This window comes from Bacillus sp. FJAT-49711, from assembly GCF_018343715.1.
Taxonomy (GTDB): Bacteria; Bacillota; Bacilli; order Bacillales; family Bacillaceae_C; genus Lederbergia.
This window is the reverse complement of sequence record NZ_JAGYPL010000004.1, coordinates 479,009-501,112: the sequence shown is the minus strand read 5'-3', so window position 1 is coordinate 501,112 and position 22,104 is coordinate 479,009. Positions and strand designations below refer to the sequence as shown.

The following is a 22,104-nucleotide window of genomic DNA, read 5'->3' as shown; positions in this document are numbered from 1 at the left end:
ATAGGTGCTGTAGCTAGACAATGAAAATATCATTAGGAGGCGGGCGGGATGGCTAATGCCTACCAAAAGGCCGGAGTTAATATAGAAGCTGGGTATGAAGCAGTTGAAAAAATAAAAAAGCATACGAAAAGAACGATGCGTGCCGGAGTTATGGGACAACTAGGAGGCTTCGGAGGGGCGTTTGATTTATCGGAGCTTAATTTAAAAGAACCTGTTCTTGTTTCAGGTACGGATGGCGTCGGAACAAAATTGAAGCTTGCATTCATGACAGACCGACATGATTCAATCGGAATTGATTGTGTTGCCATGTGTGTAAATGATATTGTCGTCCAAGGGGCGGAACCGATTTATTTTCTCGATTATGTCGCCCTAGGAAAAGCAGTTCCGGATAAAATTGAGCAAATTGTTAGTGGGATTGCGGATGGATGTGAGCAAGCTGGATGTGCATTAATTGGCGGTGAAACAGCCGAAATGCCAGGCCTTTATGAAGAAGATGAATATGATCTTGCGGGATTTGCTGTAGGAGCATGCGAAAAATCTCAGATTATTACAGGGGAACATATTCAGGAAGGCGATTGTCTAATTGGTTTAGCATCAAGTGGAATTCACAGTAATGGCTATTCTTTAGTTCGGAAAATTTTCCTTGAAGATCAAGGTTTTGCACTTGATGCAAAGCTACAAGAGCTTTCTGGAACCTTAGGTGAAGAATTATTAAAGCCTACTAAAATTTATGTAAAACCAGTCCTGGCAGCATTACAAGAATTTGAAATAAAAGGAATGTCCCACATTACAGGCGGCGGTTTTATAGAAAATATTCCACGAATGCTGCCTGAAGGCTTAGGTGTTGTTATTGAAAAAGGTACATGGCCAATCTTGCCTATTTTCCAAGCACTTGAAAAATACGGGAATTTAGATAGGGAAGAAATGTACAATATTTTCAATATGGGGATTGGCTTTGTCGTAGCGGTTCGACCAGAAGATGCAGAATCAGCTATACGTTTTTTTGTAGAACAAGGTGAAAAAGCTTATAAAATTGGTTCTGTCGTTAAAAGCGATGGTGTTACATTTGTGAATGCGGGGACAGCAAAGTGAAAAAAATAGCTATTTTCGCTTCAGGTACAGGAAGCAATTTTCAAGCAATTGTTGATGCAGTAAAAGCAGGGGCACTTCATGTAGAAGTTGCCTTGCTTGTCTGTGATAAGCCTGGAGCTCCAGTTATTGAAAAAGCAGAAAAAGAAAATATAAAGACCTTCGTATTTAGTCCGAAAGAGTACGAAACGAAAGCGATGTTTGAGCAAAGTATTATAAGCGAATTGCAGCTATATGATATAGATGTAATTGTACTTGCAGGCTATATGAGGTTAATTGGACCTACTTTGCTTACCGCTTATAAAAATAAAATCATTAATATCCATCCGTCATTGCTTCCAGCATTTCCAGGCAAGGATGCAGTCGGCCAAGCTGTTAGGGCAGCTGTAAAGACAACAGGGGTCACGGTCCATTATGTCGACGAAGGAATGGATACGGGACCGATCATTGCACAAAGAGAATTACAGTTGACTGGTGAAGAATCCCTTGCAGAAGTTGAACGGAGAATTCATGAAATAGAGCATGTTTTTTACCCAGAAATATTAAAGAATATGTTCGGAAAAGAAGTCTAAGGAGGACAGATTGATGAAAAGAGCATTAATCAGCGTATCGGATAAGACTGGTGTTGTAGATTTTTCAAAAGTGCTTGTTGAGCTTGGATTTGAATTACTATCGACAGGTGGAACGAAAAAAACGCTTGAAGAAAATGGTGTACCTGTAACTGGAGTAGACGAAATTACAGGCTTTCCGGAAATATTGGAAGGAAGGGTAAAAACACTGCATCCAATGATTCACGGAGGATTACTTGCAAAAAGAGATTCTGATGATCATGTGAAACAACTTGAAGAACAAGGAATTAAACCGATTGATCTCGTTTGCGTAAACTTATACCCGTTTCAACAGACTATTTCAAAGCCAAATGTAACTGCGGAAGATGCGATTGAAAATATTGATATTGGTGGTCCATCTATGCTAAGAGCGGCTGCGAAAAATCACGAGGATTTAACCGTCTTAGTGGACTCAATCGATTATGAAACGGTTCTTGCCGAGCTGCGAGAAAATGGTGTAGTTTCAAAAGCAACAAAACGAAAGCTTGCCGCGAAGGTGTTCCGCCACACTGCTGCATACGACGCGCAAATTGCCGAATATATGACTGAACTTGTAGGTGAAGAGCAGCCTGAACGTGTTACTTTTACATATGAATTGAAGCAACATTTGCGTTACGGAGAAAATCCTCATCAGCAGGCAGCATTTTACAAAAATCCACTTGGATCTGCTTTTTCTATAGCAAATGCAGAACAGCTTCATGGAAAAGAATTATCCTACAATAATATTCATGATGCAGATGCGGCGTTGCAGCTTGTGAAGGATTTTGATGAGCCTGCTGCAGTTGCTGTCAAGCATATGAACCCTTGTGGAGCGGGGATTGGTGCGTCAGCTTCGGAAGCCTTCAAGAAAGCGTATGAAGCTGATTCAACTTCTATTTTTGGCGGAATAGTTGCTTTTAACAGAGAAGTTGACGGCGATACGGCTCGTCAGTTGCACGAAATCTTTCTGGAAATCATTATTGCTCCTGCTTTTTCGAAAGAGGCATTAGAGATTTTAACAGGCAAGAAGAATATTCGTTTATTGACCATTCCATTTGAAGGTGCGAAAAAGCAAGAAAAAGTTCTGACCTCTGTAGAAGGTGGATTGCTCGTACAGGATCAAGATTCATACACATATGAGGACGCACAAATAACGATTCCTACAAAACGTAAACCTACAGATGAAGAATTGGCAGCTTTGAAATTAGCGTGGAAAGTAGTAAAGCATGTTAAGTCAAATGCAATCGTAGTAGCAGGAAACGATATGACACTTGGCGTTGGAGCGGGCCAAATGAACCGAGTTGGAGCAGCAAAAATCGCCTTGGAGCAAGCGGGAGAACGTGCGAAAGGGGCAGTCCTAGCTTCAGATGCTTTTTTCCCAATGAGCGACACGGTAGAAGAAGCAGCCCGAGCAGGAATTACAGCTATTATCCAACCTGGTGGTTCGATTCGTGATGTGGAATCGATTAAAGCTTGTGATGAACACGGTATCGCTATGATTTTTACAGGTGTACGTCACTTTAAACATTAATATGGGCGGTGATTTTTTGAAGGTATTGATTGTGGGCGGAGGCGGACGAGAGCATGCCCTTTGTAAAAAAGTAAAGATGAGCAACCTCGTAACGGAAGTATATTGTGCCCCAGGAAATGCGGGTATCGCGGAAGATGCGATTCTTGTTCCGATAAAGGAAACTGATTTTACTAATCTTATTCATTTTGCGAAAGATAACAATATTGATTTCACTATTGTAGGACCAGAAGTGCCTCTAGCAGCGGGAATCGTAGACGAGTTTGAAGCGGCTGGCATTAAAATATTTGGACCTCGGAAAAATGCTGCCATCATCGAAGGCAGTAAATCATTCGCAAAAGAATTAATGAAAAAGTACAAAATTCCAACGGCTGAATACGACACATTTCATTCTTATGACGAAGCAAAAGCATATGTTGAGAAAATGGGAGCGCCTATTGTTATTAAGGCAGATGGGCTTGCCGCCGGAAAAGGTGTAGTCGTAGCAATGACGCTTAAAGAAGCTGACGATGCTTTAAAAGATATGTTGCTAGATTCAAGATTCGGAAAATCATCTGCAATCGTAGTAGTAGAAGAGTTTCTCGAAGGCGAAGAATTCTCTTTGATGGCATTTGTGAATGGAGAAAAAGTTTATCCTATGGTCATTGCTCAAGATCATAAGCGAGCATTTGATGGAGACAAAGGTCCAAATACAGGTGGGATGGGCGCCTATTCACCTGTTCCTTTTATTCCTGAATCAGAAGTTAACCGTGCAGTCCAAGAAATCCTGCTGCCGACTGCAAAAGCAATGGTTGAAGAAAATCGCTCGTTTACAGGTATTTTATACGCCGGATTAATCCAGACAGAACAAGGTCCGAAGGTAATCGAATTCAATGCCCGCTTTGGTGATCCGGAAACGCAAGTCGTATTAGCGAGGCTTGAAAGTGATCTAGTACAGCTGCTTAGTGATTTATTAGATGAAAAAGAACCTGTTATCAATTGGTCAGATCAAGCAGTAGTTGGAGTTGTATTGGCAGCAGAAGGGTATCCAGGCGAATATAAAAAAGGTGTTGCTTTACCGGCTTTTGTATCAAATGATCCGAATGTTTCATTATATCACGCCGGCACGAGCCGACTTGAAAAAGACGGTCCTTACGTATCAAATGGGGGAAGATTGCTGCTCGCAGCTGCAAAAGCTGATTCAATTAAGGAAGCAGTAGAGAAGGTATATAGCGAAATGAAACAACTAGACAACCAAGAGTTTTTTTATCGGAAAGATATCGCTTATAAAGCACTATGATTTTAGGGGGATAGGTTCATTTGAACTTATCCTTTTCTTGTCTACTAAAGCAGCTATCTACTGGAAACTTCTTATCCCATAAAGAAAAGAAATCATTTTCCTTTTTCCCAGTTAGTGACCATAAAGGAACGTCGACTAAAAGCTGTCACGTCCTCCTGCTACAACCTCGATGCACCCACACTCTGTGAGCTTATATGTCGTTTAAGCTTTTCTTATTCCAGCTCCTATCCCCAATTCCTCAAGGTCAAATAACCTGAGTCAATAAAGTCAAAATACGGGATTGTTTGGCTGAGCCTGCAACAAGACGTTGCGGCCCCGTAGCTTCCTTCCCTTTCCAACGACTTACGCTTTTCTATTCACAATTTAGTAATATTTTTCTGTATAACTTTACTGCGTTAAAAAGAATAGTATGTTAGAATAATAATATGAAAAAGTTAAAATTCCCAGGAGGATTGGGTATGTGGAATCAAAGATACCGTTGGAAGAATAAACAAATTCGGGAACAGGTGTCTATTATTAATGGGCAAACATCGCCTACATTATTATTAAAAAACGCTCGTTTCCTACATTCAGTTTTAAAGAAATGGATTACATCCAATATTTGGATTTATCAAGATCGAATTATTTACATTGGTGAAGAACTACCAAAAAGACTAGAAAACTGTGAAATTATCGATTGCTCCGGATTAACACTTGTCCCAGGATATATAGAGCCCCACGTTCATCCGTTTCAATTATATAATCCCCAATCATTTGCTCGTTTTGCATCACAATCTGGTACAACGACACTTATTAGTGACAACCTATTCTTTTTCCTTCATTTGAACAAAAGGAAAGCGTTTTCACTTTTGAATGAGCTTAACGAATCACCCGTTTCCATGTATTGGTGGGGACGTTTCGATTCCCAGACAGAGATGAGCGAAGAAGAGACGATTTTTACAAATAGTGATATTAAATCATGGCTTGAGCATGAAGCTGTCGTTCAAGGTGGGGAACTCACAGGATGGCCCAAACTTCTTGCTGGAGACGATTTAATGCTGCATTGGATTCAAGAAACGAAGCGACTTGGAAAAAAAGTCGAAGGCCATTTCCCAGGAGCATCAGACAAAACGTTGGCTAAAATGATGTTATTTGGTGTGGATGGAGATCACGAATCTATGACAGGTATGGATGTCTATAAACGGCTTATGCATGGTTACACCGTTGCACTTAGACATTCTTCAATTAGACCAGATTTAAAGATTATGTTAAAAGAAATGCATGATTTAGGTATCGACCAATATGATTCACTTGTTTTTACGACGGATGGATCTACACCTTCATTTTATAAACAAGGTATCATGGATATGGTGATCAATATGGCAATACAAAATGGTGTACCAATTATTGATGCTTATCATATGGCTTCATATAATATTGCCTGCCACTATAATCTGTCTCATCACCATGGCATGATTGCAACTGGTAGAGTAGCAAATATTAATTTCCTTGCAAATGAGTCAGAGCCTACACCTGTATCCGTTCTTGCAAAAGGACAATGGGTGAAAAAAGATGGCCAAAATGCTTTAAATGATGCTGATGTAAACTGGAAGGAATTTGGCTTCGAACCATTAAATTTGGATTGGGAGCTGCAATCTTCTGATCTGCAATTTTCTATGCCTTTCGGAATTGAAATGGTCAATGATGTCATTACTAAGCCATATTCCATAACTCTTGATTTATCAATGGATCATCTTCCGCAAAATCACGATGAGAGTTATTTTACGTTATTAGATCGTAAAGGGAAATGGAGAATTAACACAATTGTCAAAGGATTCGCAAAAACTGTAAGCGGTTTCGCATCTTCTTTTTCAAATACAGGTGACATCATATTAATTGGAAAAATGAAGAAGGATATGATGCTTGCTTTTAAAAGGATGAAAGAAATAGGAGGAGGAATTGTCCTTGCAGAAAATGGAAAGGTCATACATGAAATTCCATTGCCGCTTGCAGGATTAATGTCCGATCAATCACTGGAAGAATTAATAAATGCCGAAGAAAAGCTTAAGGAATTACTATATGAGAGAGGTTATCCATTTACAGATCCTATCTATTCTTTATTATTTTTCTCTGCGACGCATCTGCCTTATATTCGGGTAACACAAAGTGGAATGTATGATGTTATGAATAAAACTATACTATTTCCGACATTAATGCGTTAAAATGATAGAGTATAAAAGACATTAGGGGATGGAAATAGTGAAACATAAATGGATACCAGTCATATTTTTAATCACTTCAATATTACTTTTATCTGCCTGCAGCAAAAAGACGCCAAAGGAAGAAACACCTGAACCTGAGACGAAGGCACCTGAACAAACGGAGCAATCTTCAGATAACAGTCCGGCATATCATTTTCCGCTAACTGGACTGGGTACTGATGTAGAGCCTAATCAAAGAGCTGTTGCTGTAACGATTAATAATCATCCGGATGCACGTCCTCAAACTGGACTTTCACAGGCTGACATCGTGTATGAACTTCTGGCTGAAGGGAATGTTACAAGATTTTTAGCTGTTTTTCAAAGTGAAAAGCCTGAAAACATTGGTCCCGTCCGCAGTGCACGTCCCTTCTTTATTGAAATCGCTCAAGGTTATAAAGGTCTTTTTATTGCACATGGATACAGCCCGGATGCTGAAAATATACTAGCATCTGGTGCAATAGATCATTTAAATGGGATGAAATACGACGGAACATTGTTTAAACGTTCTTCGGATCGGAAAGCGCCTCATAATTCTTATATTACATTTGAAAATATCGAAAAAGGGGCAGAAGATAATAATTTTTCAATGACGGGTCCTCCTGCTTCGATGGATTTCTATAAAGAGGATGAACTTGAGTCTATTAACGGGAACGGCACAGAACAAATTAAAGTTGTTTATGGAAATAGTTCTCAATTCACAGCAGAGTATCGATATGACAGTCAATCTTCTCAATATTCCCGTTTTTCCGATGGTGAGCAAACCGTTGAATATAAAACAGTAGAACCTGTCTTAGTTAAAAATCTTCTAGTTATTGAAACAGAACATAAAGTATTGGATTCGGCTGGAAGGCGTTCTATTGATTTACAATCAGGCGGGAAAGCGTACTTATTCCAAAACGGAATCATGAAAGAATTGGAATGGAAAAGTGTCGACGGCCGGATCCTTCCATATGAAAATGATCAACCTGCAAAACTAGTTTCGGGAAAAACTTGGGTTAATGTCGTTCCTAGCTTGGACGATGTTTCATTCGAGCTTAAATAAAAGCAACAGCGCCATTATATAAGCGCTGTAAACGGAAAAAAGGAGATAGATAGATGCAAATTGAAAAATTAAGGGGTCGAGAGCTTGACCAACTATTTGAAGCTGTCTTGTCTTTAAAAAATATTGAAGAATGCTATCGATTCTTTGATGATTTATGTACAATTAATGAAATTCAAGCTCTATCCCAACGTTTAGAAGTAGCTAGAATGCTGAGAGAAGGAAAAACGTATCATAAAATTGAAACAGAAACCGGTGCAAGCACCGCAACAATCTCACGTGTAAAACGCTGTCTCAATTATGGCAACGATACGTATGAAATGGTCCTTGAGCGCATCCATAAAGATAAGGAATAGATAGAAGCGAAAGCCCAGTATCCTGTTAAATAGGGACTGGGCTTTTTAATTGTAATTTTAATCGCAGTCCGACTTGATTAAATTAGTATGCTGTAAGTAGAATCGCGTTGACGGCTAATAGACTGTGCTGATGGCTAATAGAATCGCGTTGACGGCTAATAGACTGTGCTGATGGCTAATAGAATCGCGTTGACGGCTAATAGACTGTGCTGATGGCTAATAGAATCGCGTTGACGGCTAATAGATCTGTGATGACGGCTAATAGAACGCGCTAAAGGCTAATAGAATCCCGCTGACAGCTAATAGAACGCGTTAACAGCTAATAGCAAGCGTTAACGGCGAATATTCAAGTTCAAACATCTAATAGAACCACCAATAAAGTAAAAAGGATCGCAAAAACAATAAGGAAGACCTGAAAATCATTAAAGAAACCGAAATTATCGCAATTTATCAAGAACAAGTACTGATTCTACCATTTTTTTTTACACATACCGCATTCCAAAGGCACAATAGTTTTCAGTCAAAGAATTTTCTCTTTTCCCGAGTGCCTGTCTCGCCAAAATGCTATAATGTTATAGGTATCGAAAAAAATGGAGGATTTCAAGCTTATGTACGATGTGAAAGAATGGCGCCATGCTTTTAAGCTGGACCCGGATAAAGATATTTCGGATGAACATCTTGAAAAGTTATGTGAATCGGGTACGGATGCCGTGATCATTGGTGGAACAGATGATGTAACTTTAGAAAAAGTTCTTAATCTGATGGCAAGAATTAGAAGATATACAGTTCCTTGTGTATTGGAAGTAAGCAATCTTGAATCAATTACACCAGGCTTTGATTTATACTTTATTCCATCAGTATTAAATAGCCGCGATATTCGCTGGCTCTCAGGGCTGCATCACGAGGCAGTCAAGGAATATGGTGAAATCATGGATTGGAATGAAATTCTTATTGAAGGCTACTGTATATTAAACGATAATTGTAAAGCGGCGCTACAAACAAACGCCGATGCAAATATAGATGATGATGATGTTGTTGCTTATGCAATGATGGCAGAAAAAATGTTTCACATGCCCATTTTTTATTTGGAGTATAGTGGTGCATATGGTGACCGTGATCTTGTAAAAAAAGTGAAGAATCAGCTTTCCGAAACGAGACTTTTTTATGGGGGCGGCATCAAAACTGTACAACAAGCACAAGAAATGGGACAAGTTGCTGATGTGATCATTGTTGGAAATGCCATATACGAAAATTTTTCCGAAGCGTTGAAAACAGTCAATGTTTAACGGTATAATGGAACAAATGTTCCTGAATAGGCGGTGAAGTACATGCAATTTTTATCAAATCGTCTCCTCGAAGGATTGAATCCTGAGCAGAAGGAGGCTGTAAAAACAACGGATGGCCCTTTGTTGATCATGGCTGGTGCCGGTAGTGGTAAAACGAGGGTACTCACTCATCGAGTTGCCTTTTTAATGGTTGAAAAAGGTGTGAATCCATATAATATTTTAGCGATAACATTCACAAATAAAGCTGCTCGTGAAATGAAGGACAGAATAGGCAGAATCATGGGCGGCACAGCTGAAGAAGTTTGGATTTCTACCTTTCACTCCATGTGCGTACGTATTTTACGACGTGATATCGATCGACTCGGCTATAGCCGCAACTTTACAATCCTCGATACGACTGACCAACTATCTGTTATAAAAAATGTCCAAAAAGACTTTAATATTGATTCGAAAAAGTTTGAACCAAGGGCGATGCTTGGTGCTATTAGTAGTGCAAAAAATGAATTGGTGACTACGAAGGAATATGAGCAGCAAGCGGCTGGCTACTATGCGCAAACAGTTAGCAAAGTGTATACAGAATATCAGCGCAGACTTCGCCGTAACAATGCACTTGATTTTGATGATTTAATTATGATAACCATTCAGCTTTTTCAAGGTGTTCCAGAAGTGTTGGAGTTTTATCAGCGCAAGTTTCAATATATCCATGTCGATGAGTACCAAGATACGAACCGCGCCCAATATCTTCTAGTTAAATTGCTTGCGGCAAGGCTCAAAAATCTATGTGTCGTCGGAGATTCCGATCAATCTATATACAGATGGCGCGGAGCCGATATTGCCAATATCCTTTCATTCGAAAAAGACTATCCGAATGCAAAAGTGATTTTATTGGAGCAAAATTACAGGTCGACAAAAAGAATACTGGAAGCTGCAAATGAGGTAATAAAAAACAACCATAATCGCAAGCCGAAAAATTTATGGACCGATAATGATCATGGCCCTAAAATTGTGTATTTCCGTGCTGATGGCGAGCAAACAGAAGCACAATTTGTTGCGGGGAAAATAAAAGAAATAACAGCAAATCAGGACCGAAAGCTTTCGGATATGGCCATCCTGTACCGAACGAACGCTCAATCCCGTGTCATAGAGGAAGTTTTATTAAAGTCAAATATTGAGTACAATATCGTGGGCGGCACGAAGTTCTATGACCGTAAAGAGATTAAAGACTTGTTAGCTTATTTGCGTCTTATTGCAAATCCAGACGATGATATTAGCTTGCAAAGAATTATAAATGTTCCGAAACGCGGCATTGGTGCAACTTCTTTAGATAAAATTGCGTCTTATGCGAGAGAACATGATTTATCTTTGTATCAGGCTTTAAATGAGATTGATTTTATTGGACTAGCTGGAAAAACAGCAAATGCAGCAGCTGAATTTCATGCATTGATTCGTAACTATACTCAAATGCAGGAATTTCTCTCAGTGACTGAACTAGTAGAAGAAGTGATTGAGAAATCGGGCTATGAAGAAATGCTGCGTGCGGAAAAGTCATTGGAAGCTGAAAGCCGTTTAGAAAATATAAATGAGTTTTTATCTGTAACGAAAAGCTTTGAAGATGGAAGCGATGATAAGAGCTTGATTGCGTTTTTAACAGATTTGGCACTTGTGGCAGATATCGATAAGCTGGATGAAGATGGTACACCAGGAGATGCAGTGACGTTAATGACCCTTCACTCTGCAAAAGGACTAGAGTACCCTACAGTCTTTTTAATCGGACTGGAAGAAGGAGTCTTTCCACATAGCAGGTCCCTAATGGAAGAGGAAGAAATGGAAGAAGAACGACGGCTTGCCTATGTTGGAATCACCCGTGCGGAAGAAGAATTATTCATTACAAACGCACAAATGAGGACACTTTTCGGTCGTACGAATATGAATCCTGTTTCAAGGTTTATTGCTGAAATTCCCGAAGAATTATTGGAGCATGCTCATAAAGAGATAAAAAAACCAGTAGCGTCGCAAAGCTTTGCAGCCAGTGGGCAGATAAGAAGCAAACCTGTATTCAGGCCAACTCCCGTTTCAACTGGAACGGATGGAGCTCTTTGGAAAGTCGGCGATAAAGCAGAGCATACTAAATGGGGTACAGGTACGGTAGTAAGTGTAAAAGAAAAGAATGAAAGTGTTGAGCTTGACATTGCTTTTCCAAGTCCAATTGGCATTAAGCGTCTATTGGCAGAATTTGCACCCATTAAAAAGATATAGCAAGTGATTTTTCAGGAGGCTGACGTTATGGACCTTGAAACCGCCAAAAAACAGTTGAACGATTTATACAGTTTATTAAATCAATACAATTATGAATATCATGTTTTAGACAACCCATCAATACCTGATGCAGAGTATGATAAACTGATGAGGCAGTTGATTAAACTAGAGCAAGAATATCCAGAGCTTATTACCCCTGATTCACCGACTCAACGTGTTGGTGGTGAAGCTTTGTCGGCCTTCGAAAAAGTTCGCCACCATTCGCAGATGCTTAGTCTCGCCAATGCGTTTTCTGAAGAGGATCTTCGCGATTTTGATCGTCGAATCAGACAGGCGACGGATGATCAATTTTCCTATATTTGTGAATTGAAAATTGATGGACTTGCCGTTTCGCTTCGTTATGTTGATGGACTTTTTGTGCAAGGTGCAACAAGGGGAGACGGAACGATTGGTGAAGATATTACAGCTAATTTAAGAACTATACGATCAATTCCTTTAAAACTAAAAGAACCTTTTTCTCTTGAAGTTCGCGGCGAAGCCTATATGCCGAAAAAGTCATTTTTAAAATTAAACAAATCTCGTGAAGAAAATGGTGAAGTATTATTCGCCAACCCACGAAATGCTGCAGCAGGTTCATTAAGGCAGCTCGATCCGAGGATTGCTGCGTCACGTAATCTAGACCTTTTCCTATACGGGATTGGGGACTATGGAACAACTGGGGTGACGACTCATAGTGCTGGACTGGACCTGCTTGAGCAGCTTGGCCTAAAAGTGAATAAGGAAAGACGGAAATGTGAGTCGATTGATGAAGTAATCGAATATATTCAAAAATGGACAGAGGATCGGCCGAAGCTCGACTATGAAATCGATGGAATTGTCATAAAAATAGATTCCATCGACTTGCAGGAACAGCTTGGAAGTACGGCAAAAACTCCACGCTGGGCTATCGCTTATAAGTTTCCTGCTGAAGAAGTCGTCACGAAATTGATCGAAATTGAACTAAGTGTTGGCAGAACAGGTGTGATCACGCCTACTGCTATATTGGAACCAGTTCGTGTCGCTGGGACGACTGTCCAAAGAGCATCTCTTCATAACGAAGATTTGATAAGGGAAAAAGATATTATGCTGAACGACTGGGTTGTCATTAAAAAAGCGGGAGATATCATTCCGGAAGTTGTGAATGTACTGGCGGAAAGAAGAAGCGGGGAAGAAATTTCATTCCATATGCCGACACATTGTCCAGAGTGTGATAGTGAACTAGTCCGATTAGAAGGTGAAGTTGCTCTTCGCTGCATTAACCCGACATGTCCGGCACAAAGACGGGAAGGTCTGATTCATTTTGTTTCTCGAAATGCGATGAATATTGAAGGCTTAGGCGAAAAAGTGATTGGGCAATTATTCTCGCTACAGCTTGTAAAAGATCCTGCGGATATTTATTTTTTAACAAAGGATCAGTTATTGAATATGGAGAGAATGGGAGAAAAGTCAGCAACGAATCTTATCAATGCCATTCAAGCATCAAAAGCCAACTCGCTTGAAAAATTATTATTCGGTCTCGGTATCCGTCATGTAGGAGAAAAAGCAGCGAAAACTCTTGCTGAGCATTTTGAAACGATCGATAAACTTTCCTCGGCGCAAAGAGAAGAATTATTAACCGTTGAAGAAGTTGGAGAAAAAATGGCAGATGCGATTGCGACTTTTTTTGAAAATGAAGAATTTGAACAGTTAATTTCGAAGCTGAAAGATGCTGGCGTTAATATGGAATATCTCGGTCCAAAAAGATCTGAGACAGCAAATATAGATTCTTATTTTAACGGAAAGACCGTTGTTTTAACGGGAAAGCTTGAAAAAATGACCCGAAACGATGTAAAGGAAAAAATTGAATCATTAGGCGGAAAAGTTTCAGGCAGTGTGAGTAAAAAAACGGATTTAGTTATAGCTGGTGAGGAAGCAGGATCGAAATTGACAAAAGCAGAAGAACTTGGAGTAGAAGTGTGGGATGAAGAAAGACTGCTCGAAGCACTTGCTGAGTAATACGCACCCACAATCTTTAGAAAATAAAGGTGGAAAAGTAGCATGAAAAAATGGTTGGCAGTGGCTTTGGCAACAGCTCTTTTAAGCGGCTGTGTGCCAACGTTTGAAAAAAATGATGAGGTAGTTCAGGATACTAAAGATCAAAAGGAAAAATCCATCATTCCAAATTATCAAATTTCCGATTCATATTATCGCACAACTGTTCCATACAAGGTTAGTAAGACAAGAGGAATGGTTGTATCTAACCTAAATTCAAAATATGACATCGATGAGTTTGAAACGGGTTTAATGCGAGTGGCAAAAGAACATTTCCCAACCGAGGAATATGTATTTCAAGAAGGTCAAGAGCTTGAAAAGGAGACAGTCAGTAAATGGCTTAGGCGGAAATATACAGCTGGTCAGTTAAAAGAATTAAAAATAAGTGAAGAAGATAATGTAGGACTTAACCCTGTAAATAATGAAAAAGGATCGATTGAGGAACAAAACGAAAAAAGTCCAATTTATCTTGCTCACATTCTTGAACATGATTATTTAATTAAAAATGAGAAAACTGTAAAACTTGGTGGGATTGTCATCGGTCTTGCTTTAAATTCTGTTCACTACTACCAAAAAGAAAAATATGGTGCAACATTCGAACAGGAAATTTCTCATGAAAAATTAGCTGCCGAAGGAAAGAAAATGGCTGAAGTTATTATTAAACGACTTCGTTCAGATAAAGAAATTGGCGATGTGCCGATCACGATTGCCCTTTTCGAGCAGAAAAAAAGAAATGCAGTTATTCCTGGGAACTTTTTCGCCTACGCGCATGCAAATAAAGGCAGTGCTTCACTTACTGATTGGAAAGCGATAGATGAAACATATTATTTATTTCCGTCTTCTGTTGCAGAAGAAGCCCATCGTGATGATGTTGCTTATTTCATGAGATTTAAAGATGACGTCGAAAAGTATTTCCCTAATTACAATGGTGTAATCGGGCAGGCTTTTTATAAAAATGGAGAATTTATCAAACTATCAATTGATATTCCAATTCAGTTATATGGGGAAGCAGAAATTATCTCCTTTACTCAATATGCAACTTCTCTTGTAATGGATCACTTCCCGGACCATGTGATGGTAGAAGTAAACGTAACATCTATTAATGGCGCAGAGGCGTTAATAGTTAGAAATCCAGGAGATAAAGAACCGTTTGTGCATATTTACTAGGGAAAAAGTGGAAGTTCAGATTAAATATCAGACCATTTGGATACGCAAGCAAAGGACTTGAAGTTTGCCGCTTGCACTAAATATGAAAATCTTTCAATTGAAAGGGGGCAAAGTGCTTGCCCTCTTGCGTTTGTCTAAGTTTTTCTGATATTATCAATAGTATTGCGAGGATCGATTTTACTTGGAGGTGCAGAAGAATGTCGAGAATATCAAAAGATCAAGTTTTGCATGTAGCACATTTAGCTCGACTTGATATAAATGATGAAGAAGCGGAAAACTTCACTGAACAGCTTGACCGTATCATTGAGATGGCGGAGAAATTGGATGAATTGACCACGGGAAATATTAAACCTACCTCACACGTTTTTGCACAGGAAAATGTAATGCGAGAAGATGTGGCGGTAAAAGGATTGCCAATAGAAGATGTGTTGAGAAATGTCCCTCAACATGAAGATGGACAAATTAAAGTACCAAACATTTTGGATTAAGGGGGGACTCCCATGTCGATTTTTGATTATAGCATAAAAGATATACATGAACTTTTACATAAAAAAGAAATCTCTGTTTCGGATCTTGTGGATCATTCTGTTAGCCGAATCAATGAAGTAGATGGTAAGGTACAAGCTTTTCTCACAGTTGATGAGGAAAATGCGAGAGCAAAAGCGAAAGAGTTGGATGGCAAAATTGGGGAAAATCCGCTTTTCGGAATTCCAGCTGGAATGAAAGATAACATTGTAACCAAGAATTTACGAACTACATGTGCGAGTAAAATGCTTGAAAACTTTGATCCTATTTATGATGCAACGGTTATTGAGAAGTTAAATGATGTGAACACTGTCACAATCGGAAAATTAAATATGGACGAATTCGCGATGGGCTCTACAACAGAAACCTCGGCATTCCAACTTACTCGGAATCCATGGAATCTTGATCGCGTTCCTGGTGGATCTTCAGGTGGATCCGCGGCGGCGGTTGCTTCTGGACAAGTCCCATTTGCTCTTGGTACGGATACAGGCGGTTCTATCCGTCAGCCTGCTGCTTTTTGTGGAGTAGTTGGAATGAAACCTACATACGGAAGAGTTTCCCGTTACGGATTAGTGGCATTTGCATCTTCTCTAGATCAAGCGGGTCCGATTACACGTACCGTTGAAGATAATGCTCTTATTTTACAAGCAATTTCTGGACTAGATGCAAAAGATTCTACTACAGTGAACAAAGATGTTCCTAATTATGCAGCAGGATTAACTGGAGATATTAAAGGATTAAAAATTGCCGTTCCTAAAGAATATTTGGGAGAAGGTGTGAGTGAAGCTTCACGCGAGTCAGTGCTTGCTGCATTAAAAGTACTTGAAGGACTTGGCGCCACTTGGGAAGAGGTTTCTCTACCACATTCACAATACGGAGTAGCAACGTATTATTTACTTGCTTCATCTGAAGCTTCAGCTAACCTTGCACGGTTCGATGGAGTTCGTTACGGATATCGTACGCCAAACCCTAAAAATCTAATGGAATTATATAAAAAATCACGTTCTGAAGGATTTGGCGATGAAGTTAAGCGTCGAATCATGCTCGGTACATTTGCGCTTAGCTCTGGATTCTACGATGCTTACTATAAAAAGGCACAACAAGTTAGAACATTGATAAAACAAGATTTCGATGATGTATTTTCTAAATATGATGTCATCATTGGACCTACAACTCCAACACCGGCCTATAAAATTGGAGAAGTTATCGATGACCCTGTAACAATGTACGTTAGGGACTTACTAACAATTCCTGTAAACTTAGCAGGTCTTCCTGGAATATCAGTTCCATGTGGATTTACTGAAGGACTTCCACTTGGACTACAAATTATTGGAAAGCATTTTGACGAGCAAACTATTTACCGTGTCGCTCATGCGTTTGAGCAAGCAACCGATTTCCATAAGCAAAAACCACAATTGTAAGGGGGGAGAGAAGACATGAACTTTGAAACGGTAATCGGACTTGAAGTCCACGTAGAATTAAAAACAGAATCTAAAGTATTTTCACCTGCTCCGAACCATTTTGGAGCTGAACCGAATCACAACACGAGTGTTGTGGACCTTGGTTATCCCGGAGTTTTACCAGTGTTAAACAAAAACGCAGTGGAATATGCGATGAAAGCAGCCATGGCTATTAATTGCGAAATCGCGACAGAAACAAAATTTGACCGTAAAAACTATTTTTACCCAGATAATCCGAAAGCTTATCAAATTTCTCAGTTTGACAAACCTATCGGTGACCATGGTTGGATTGAAATTGAAGTAGACGGTGTTAAAAAGAAAATCGGCATCACACGACTCCACCTTGAAGAAGATGCTGGTAAATTAACTCATAAAGAAGACGGCTCTCTCGTCGACTTAAACCGTGCTGGAACTTCATTAATTGAGATTGTATCTGAACCTGATATTCGTTCTCCTCAAGAGGCGTATGCTTATTTAGAAAAACTAAAATCCATTATTCAATATACAGGTGTCTCTGATGTGAGAATGGAGGAAGGCTCTCTAAGATGTGATGCCAACATTTCTTTGCGTCCAGTTGGACAAGAAGAATTTGGAACGAAGACAGAATTGAAAAACTTGAACTCCTTCAACTTTGTACGCAGAGGATTAGAGTTTGAACAAAAGCGCCAAGAAAAAGTTCTTTTATCAGGCGGTGTAATTCAACAAGAAACACGTCGTTTTGATGAATCTACTGGTGAAACAATTCTTATGCGTGTGAAGGAAGGAGCGGAAGATTATCGCTACTTCCCTGAACCAGACCTCGTTCAGTTATATATTGACGATGAATGGAAGGCTCGCATTCGTGCGGAAATTCCCGAACTTCCGGACGCGCGTAAAAAACGCTATGTAGAGGAACTTGGTCTCCCAGCATATGATGCGATGGTCCTTACATTAACGAAGGAAATGTCCGACTTTTTCGAAGCAGTCCTTGCTGCGGGAGCAGAAGCAAAGCAAGCCTCCAACTGGATGATGGGTGAGGTTTCCGCTTACTTGAACTCCGAGCAGAAGGAATTGCACGAAACGGCTTTAACACCAGCAGGACTTGCAGGAATGATCAAGCTGATTGAAGATGGGACGATTTCATCTAAAATCGCGAAGCAAGTATTCCGTGAACTCATTGAAAAAGGCGGAGACGCGGAAACAATCGTAAAAGAAAAAGGATTAGTACAAATTTCCGACGAAGGTGCACTACTAGCCATCGTAACCGAAACATTAGACGCCAACCCACAATCCATTGAAGATTATAAAAATGGAAAAGGGCGTGCTCTTGGATTCCTCGTCGGCCAAATCATGAAAGCGACAAAAGGCCAAGCGAATCCACCGATGGTAAATAAATTGCTTAAGCAAGAAATTGAAAAACGATAAACAATAAACAAAAGTAGGCGCTCCTTAATGGAGTGTCTATTTCTATTTTGTTGGCTTATTATTGACAGTATATGCCATTGAAGAGGATGTTTACTTGACAATGAAAGCTATATGTAAAAGAATAGGCTGCCCGTGAACGAGAAAAGAACGTGCTTGAACGAGAATAAGAGGCTCTCGAACGGGAATAGGAAGTGCCTGAACGAGAATAAGAGGCTCTCGAACGGGAATGAGATGTGCTTGAGCGAGAATAATGCTTTCGAACGGGAATAGGAAGTGCCTGAACGAGAATAAAAGGCTCCCGAACGGGAATAGGAAGTGCTTGAACGAGAATAAGAGGCGTTCGAACGGGAATGGGATGTGCCTGAACGAGAATAAGAGGCTCTCGAACGGGAATGAGATGTGCTTGAGCGAGAATAATGCTTTCGAACGGGAATAGGAAGTGCCTGAACGAGAATAAGAGGCTCTGAACGGGAATAGGATGTGCTTGAGCGAGAATAAGAGGCGCTCGAACGGGAATAGGAAGTGCTTGAACGAGAATACTGCGTTCGAACGGGAACGGGAAGTGCTTGAACGAGAATAAGAGGCTCTCGAACGGGAATGGGATGTGCTTGAGCGAGAATAATGCTTTCAAACGGGAATAGGAAGTGCCTGAACGAGAATAAGAGGCTCTTGAACGGGAATAGGAAGTGCCTGAACGAGAATAAGAGGCTCTCGAACGGGAATGGGATGTGCTTGAGCGAGAATAATGCTTTCGAACGGGAATAGGAAGTGCCTGAACGAGAATAAGAGGCTCTTGAACGGGAATGGGATGTGCTTGAGCGAGAATAATGCGTTCGAACGGGAATAGGAAGTGCCTGAACGAGAATAAGAGGCTCTCGAACGGGAATGGGATGTGCTTGAGCGAGAATAATGCTTTCGAACGGGAATAGGAAGTGCTTGAACGAGAATAATGCTTTCGAACGGGAATAGGAAGTGCTTGAACGAGAATAAGAGGCGTTCGAACGGGAATAGGAAGTGCTTGAGCGAGAATACTGCGTTCGAACGGGAACGGGAAGTGCTGGAACGAGCATAAAATGCTCCCGAACGGGAATGAGAGGTGCTCGAACGAGAATAAGCAGCCCTCGAACGGGAATAGGAAGTTCTGGTACGGGAATAGATGCATCTTCCAAAGTTTCTTGGAATAGAGAACCTTCCAAAAACAGTTTTTATTTTACAAGCCTTTATGCTGAACGAAAATGAATCATAGTATATAATAAAAGGCAACTAAATAGAAAAGGGGCGGGAATATGAACTTAGTAGAGTGGTTTAATAAAGGAATGACACCAGAAGAGTACATAAATTCGATGGAAAAGCATCAAGATAATTTGAAAACGATTCTGCAAAGATTTGAAGTTCCAGCAGGAGATGAAGCATTTTTAGCTAATGTAAAAGATGAAGAGCTGCTTGTCATTGTCATTACAGAAGATTGGTGCGGGGATGCCATGCTGAACGTTCCCATTTTATTGAAAATAGCGGAAAAGAGTGGGCTGGAAGTTCGCATGCTGCTACGTGACCAAAATCTAGAACTAATGGACCAATATTTAACGAACGGTACTGCGCGATCGATTCCTATTTTTATTTTTATTGATAAAGAAGGTAATGAACGTGCTGTTTGGGGACCAAGAGCAGAAACTTTACAGCAATATGTTGAGGAGCAACGTTCTAAGCTGCCTGATAAGGAAGATGAAACGTTCGCGGAAAAACAAAGTGAAATGTATAGTCAAATGATGAAAAGAAATGTATCTGATTCAACTGTTTGGGACGAGGTATACAATAGCATTAAAAATAGACTTCAATAAAATCGAGGTGTTGAATGATGGAGGAAATTGCAAATCAATATTTAAACCATTTACGCTTAACTAGAGAGGAACCGAATTTAAATTATTTGCAGCGCCTCATTCAACACCATCTAACGTTCATTCCGTATGAAACGTTTAGTAAATTTCAATATTACTCCTTGGCACCTGATTATATCCCACCACTCCCTGTCTTTGTACAAAATATGGTTGAAAAAGGGTGGGGAGGTACTTGCTTTACACTTAATATGAATTTTGCCAGATTACTATTAATGCTCGGGTATGATTGCTCTCTAGTAAAAGTAGAGCCTGGCCATCTTGCTATTATGATAGTGATTCAAGATAAAAAATACTATGTTGATGTAGGATATGGTTCGCCCATTATGAAACCAGTGGAGTTGGAAGCTAAAGCAAGACATCATATGCACGGTTTCGGAGAAGATATTATTTTTACAAAACTAAGCTCAGATACATATGAAATCGATCGGAAATCAAATGGAAAATCATTTGTAAAAAAACAAGTCATCTGGAAGCCGCTTTCGGAAACGGATATTACGGATGATATTCGTTCATCGTATTTTGACAGTGATGATAATATTACGATGAGGAGAATTACAGCCGTTCGTTTCAATGGGCATCAATGTTATTTTTTGCGTAATAACTCGATGAAAATCATGACGTTTCGTAATATAAGCGAGATTAAAATGAATGACTTTGAAAAGTGGGAGAAGCTTGTTCGCGAAGTGTATCAAGTAGATCCCGAGTCTTTAGTAGACTCTATTCAATTCCTCGCCGAAAGAGGAATTAAATTGTTTTAAGAAATTCACCTGAATAGAGGTGAATTTTTTTATGCTCGGAAACAAATATTAATTATTTACGTCTTAACATGTAGTAGATAAATATATTATTGGGGGAAGCGCTATGTTTTCGAAGCTTTTAAATAAATTTTCCGTTATCTTGAATAGTATTATTTGTATCGTCATCTCCTCAATAAACTTGAATATGTTAATTATATGGTTACGTATAATTCCTAAGCCGATTTATGGAATGAGTTTCTCACTATAGTTCTTCGCATATAAAAATCAATAATAGTGCCAATGTGAATTTTTATATTAATTCTCTTTAATATTTTGCTATAATTGCAATCGTATACATAATTCGAAAGGGGTTATTCTAATGAAATTGCGTATTATGTCATTCAATGTACGGAATGATTGCGATGCACCGCCTAATTCATGGAAAGAGCGTAAGGGATTAATTAGAGATTTAATAGAAAGAGAATCTCCAGATATTATCGGTACACAGGAATGTAAATTTAACCAAGTACAAGATTTGGACGGTCTTCTTGAGGATTTCGATTGGATTGGGTTAGGAAGAGAAGGTGGAAGTAAAAGTGAATTTATGGCGATATTTTATAAAAAAGACCGCTTTGACGTATTAGAATACGATCATTTTTGGTTATCGAATACCCCTGATGTGATTGCATCTAGCACGTGGGGAAATGATTGTACAAGGATGGCTACTTGGATTCACTTCAGTGACAAAAAGACAGGTCAATCCTTCTATCATTTGAACACTCATTTGGATCATGTTTCAGAGTATGCGAGAGTAAAAGGGGCAGAGTTGATTGTCCAACAAGCGGAAACCTTTGATTCATCTGTACCTTTATTTATTACGGGTGATTTTAACACGGTATACGAAACCGACACACACAAAGCCTTTTTGACTAAAGGGAATTTCATAGATACATGGGATTCAGCCACAGAACGCATGAATGAAGAATTGGGCAGCTTTAATAACTTTGATGATCCATCCGGTGGAGAAGGAAGGATCGATTGGATTTTATATCGCGGGGATGTAAAAGTAGGTGCTCTAAAAATTGTAAATGATCGAATAGACGAAAGATTTCCTAGCGATCACTTTCCAATTGTCGTGGATTTCGAAGTTTAATAAAACGGTAGGCATCGTAAAATTTGATGCCTA

18 protein-coding genes are annotated in these 22,104 nt (G+C 39.6%); all 18 read left to right on the top strand.

Annotated elements, in window-relative coordinates; all coding sequences use genetic code 11:
* Window positions 1–48: 48 nt before the first annotated feature.
* The 18 genes from purM (at window position 49) to KHA96_RS19960 (ending at window position 22,071) form a co-directional block, all read left to right on the top strand.
* Window positions 49–1,092: a phosphoribosylformylglycinamidine cyclo-ligase gene (gene purM, locus KHA96_RS20045; protein WP_213131066.1), complete on the top strand. Its 1,044-nt coding sequence runs from the start codon at window positions 49–51 to the stop codon at window positions 1,090–1,092.
* Window positions 1,089–1,661: a phosphoribosylglycinamide formyltransferase gene (gene purN / locus KHA96_RS20040; protein ID WP_213131065.1), complete on the top strand. Its 573-nt coding sequence runs from the start codon at window positions 1,089–1,091 to the stop codon at window positions 1,659–1,661. Before purM ends, purN begins: the two co-directional genes overlap by 4 nt.
* A gap of 13 nt (window positions 1,662–1,674) precedes the next feature.
* Window positions 1,675–3,207, top strand: a complete 1,533-nt coding sequence (gene purH, locus KHA96_RS20035) for a bifunctional phosphoribosylaminoimidazolecarboxamide formyltransferase/IMP cyclohydrolase (RefSeq protein ID WP_213131064.1) — start codon at window positions 1,675–1,677, stop codon at window positions 3,205–3,207.
* A gap of 16 nt (window positions 3,208–3,223) precedes the next feature.
* Window positions 3,224–4,483 carry a phosphoribosylamine--glycine ligase gene (purD, locus tag KHA96_RS20030; protein ID WP_213131063.1) on the top strand — a complete coding sequence of 420 codons (1,260 nt, stop codon included), beginning with the start codon at window positions 3,224–3,226 and terminating at the stop codon, window positions 4,481–4,483.
* A 458-nt stretch (window positions 4,484–4,941) separates the two neighbouring features.
* A complete protein-coding gene (locus KHA96_RS20025; protein ID WP_213131062.1) occupies window positions 4,942–6,684 on the top strand; it encodes an adenine deaminase C-terminal domain-containing protein in 1,743 nt (580 codons plus the stop codon).
* Between the two features lie 28 nt (window positions 6,685–6,712).
* Window positions 6,713–7,765, top strand: a complete 1,053-nt coding sequence (locus KHA96_RS20020) for a DUF3048 domain-containing protein (protein WP_213131061.1) — start codon at window positions 6,713–6,715, stop codon at window positions 7,763–7,765.
* 53 nt (window positions 7,766–7,818) lie between these two features.
* Window positions 7,819–8,118: a YerC/YecD family TrpR-related protein gene (locus KHA96_RS20015; protein WP_213131060.1), complete on the top strand. Its 300-nt coding sequence runs from the start codon at window positions 7,819–7,821 to the stop codon at window positions 8,116–8,118.
* A gap of 608 nt (window positions 8,119–8,726) precedes the next feature.
* Window positions 8,727–9,404, top strand: coding sequence for a heptaprenylglyceryl phosphate synthase (pcrB, locus tag KHA96_RS20010; RefSeq protein ID WP_213131059.1), 678 nt, complete (start codon window positions 8,727–8,729; stop codon window positions 9,402–9,404).
* A gap of 42 nt (window positions 9,405–9,446) precedes the next feature.
* Window positions 9,447–11,660, top strand: a complete 2,214-nt coding sequence (gene pcrA / locus KHA96_RS20005; protein ID WP_213131058.1) for a DNA helicase PcrA — start codon at window positions 9,447–9,449, stop codon at window positions 11,658–11,660.
* Window positions 11,661–11,687: 27 nt separating this feature from the next.
* A complete protein-coding gene (gene ligA / locus KHA96_RS20000) occupies window positions 11,688–13,694 on the top strand; it encodes an NAD-dependent DNA ligase LigA (protein ID WP_213131057.1) in 2,007 nt (668 codons plus the stop codon).
* Between the two features lie 42 nt (window positions 13,695–13,736).
* On the top strand, window positions 13,737–14,897 hold the full coding sequence (locus KHA96_RS19995) for a CamS family sex pheromone protein (RefSeq protein WP_213131056.1): 1,161 nt from the start codon (window positions 13,737–13,739) through the stop codon (window positions 14,895–14,897).
* Between the two features lie 197 nt (window positions 14,898–15,094).
* Window positions 15,095–15,385, top strand: a complete 291-nt coding sequence (gene gatC / locus KHA96_RS19990; RefSeq protein WP_213131055.1) for an Asp-tRNA(Asn)/Glu-tRNA(Gln) amidotransferase subunit GatC — start codon at window positions 15,095–15,097, stop codon at window positions 15,383–15,385.
* A 12-nt stretch (window positions 15,386–15,397) separates the two neighbouring features.
* A complete protein-coding gene (gatA, locus tag KHA96_RS19985) occupies window positions 15,398–16,843 on the top strand; it encodes an Asp-tRNA(Asn)/Glu-tRNA(Gln) amidotransferase subunit GatA (protein ID WP_213131054.1) in 1,446 nt (481 codons plus the stop codon).
* A gap of 15 nt (window positions 16,844–16,858) precedes the next feature.
* Window positions 16,859–18,286, top strand: coding sequence for an Asp-tRNA(Asn)/Glu-tRNA(Gln) amidotransferase subunit GatB (gatB, locus tag KHA96_RS19980; RefSeq protein WP_213131053.1), 1,428 nt, complete (start codon window positions 16,859–16,861; stop codon window positions 18,284–18,286).
* A 1,089-nt stretch (window positions 18,287–19,375) separates the two neighbouring features.
* The gene (locus tag KHA96_RS19975) at window positions 19,376–19,525 is read left to right on the top strand and encodes a hypothetical protein (protein ID WP_213131052.1); all 150 of its coding nucleotides are present in this window, start codon (window positions 19,376–19,378) and stop codon (window positions 19,523–19,525) included.
* Window positions 19,526–19,572: 47 nt separating this feature from the next.
* The gene (locus tag KHA96_RS19970) at window positions 19,573–20,124 is read left to right on the top strand and encodes a thioredoxin family protein (protein WP_213131051.1); all 552 of its coding nucleotides are present in this window, start codon (window positions 19,573–19,575) and stop codon (window positions 20,122–20,124) included.
* A 17-nt stretch (window positions 20,125–20,141) separates the two neighbouring features.
* Entirely contained in the window at window positions 20,142–20,939 is a 798-nt protein-coding gene (locus KHA96_RS19965) for an arylamine N-acetyltransferase (RefSeq protein ID WP_213131050.1), read from the top strand.
* A 358-nt stretch (window positions 20,940–21,297) separates the two neighbouring features.
* Window positions 21,298–22,071: an endonuclease/exonuclease/phosphatase family protein gene (locus KHA96_RS19960; RefSeq protein ID WP_213131049.1), complete on the top strand. Its 774-nt coding sequence runs from the start codon at window positions 21,298–21,300 to the stop codon at window positions 22,069–22,071.
* Window positions 22,072–22,104: the final 33 nt, after the last annotated feature.